Origin of the sequence: Streptomyces alkaliphilus (assembly GCF_014141535.1) — a bacterium.
Lineage (GTDB): Bacteria > Actinomycetota > Actinomycetes > Streptomycetales > Streptomycetaceae > Streptomyces > Streptomyces alkaliphilus.
In genome coordinates this window covers 1-717 of record NZ_VKHT01001567.1, presented here as the reverse complement: position 1 = coordinate 717, position 717 = coordinate 1, and the positions used below count along the sequence as shown (strand labels likewise).

The 717-nt window shown below is 72.9% G+C and carries 1 protein-coding gene; it reads right to left on the bottom strand.

Going from position 1 to position 717, the window contains the following annotated elements:
• On the bottom strand, window positions 1-669 hold a 669-nt coding region (locus tag FNQ90_RS25715; protein ID WP_182608500.1), incomplete at its 3' end, for a hypothetical protein.
• Window positions 670-717 lie beyond the last annotated feature (48 nt).

The window sequence follows — 717 nt, the reverse complement described above, 5'->3', positions numbered from 1 at the left end:
GCCCGGAGGGTGCTGCAACGCCGTGGCGATGCCCATCGCTTCGAGCCGGGTTCCCAGTGCCCGCACGGCGCGGGCCTGTACGGCGGTGTCGTCGCCGCTCAGACGGTGGATGCCGCTCTCCTCGCGGACGAACCCGTGCGCGGCCAGGATGTCGGCGGCTTCCTCGGTGGCGGGGGAAGCTGCGAGGTCACCGTCGGGCTGCCAGGTCAACACCACCCGGTCCGGTCGGGAGGGGCGGACTCCCGCGGCGTGGTGGCGAACCCGGGTGAGGGCGGTTTCGACGCGGGGCAACAGGTCGCCTGTCACCAGCTCGGCGCTGCGGAACGGGTCGTCGCCCACGGCGATGCCGTCCGGTTCGCGGATCCCCCGGAACGCCTCGGGGGGAAGGTCGTCGGGTGCCACGGCGGCGACGAGGAAGCCGTTGTGTCCGGGGTGGTCGAGGACGGCCAGCCGGGCCCCGTCCGGCCGGGTGAGGACGACCGCCTGGCGCAGCGGATGACCGGCCAGGGACTCGGCGACGAGATCCAGGTCCCAGATCCGGTCGGTCAGTTCGGCCAGGTCGTCCTTGTCCTCGGGGCGATGGTGCGCGCGGGTCCAGGTGCCCGGCAGTTCACCGGCCAGGACGTCGGCGAATGAGGCGAGGTGCTCGGAGTTCTCGTGATCGTGCATGTCTTCCTCGATCGGGTGGAGGGGCAGCGGCTCGGGCTGGGGGAGCCG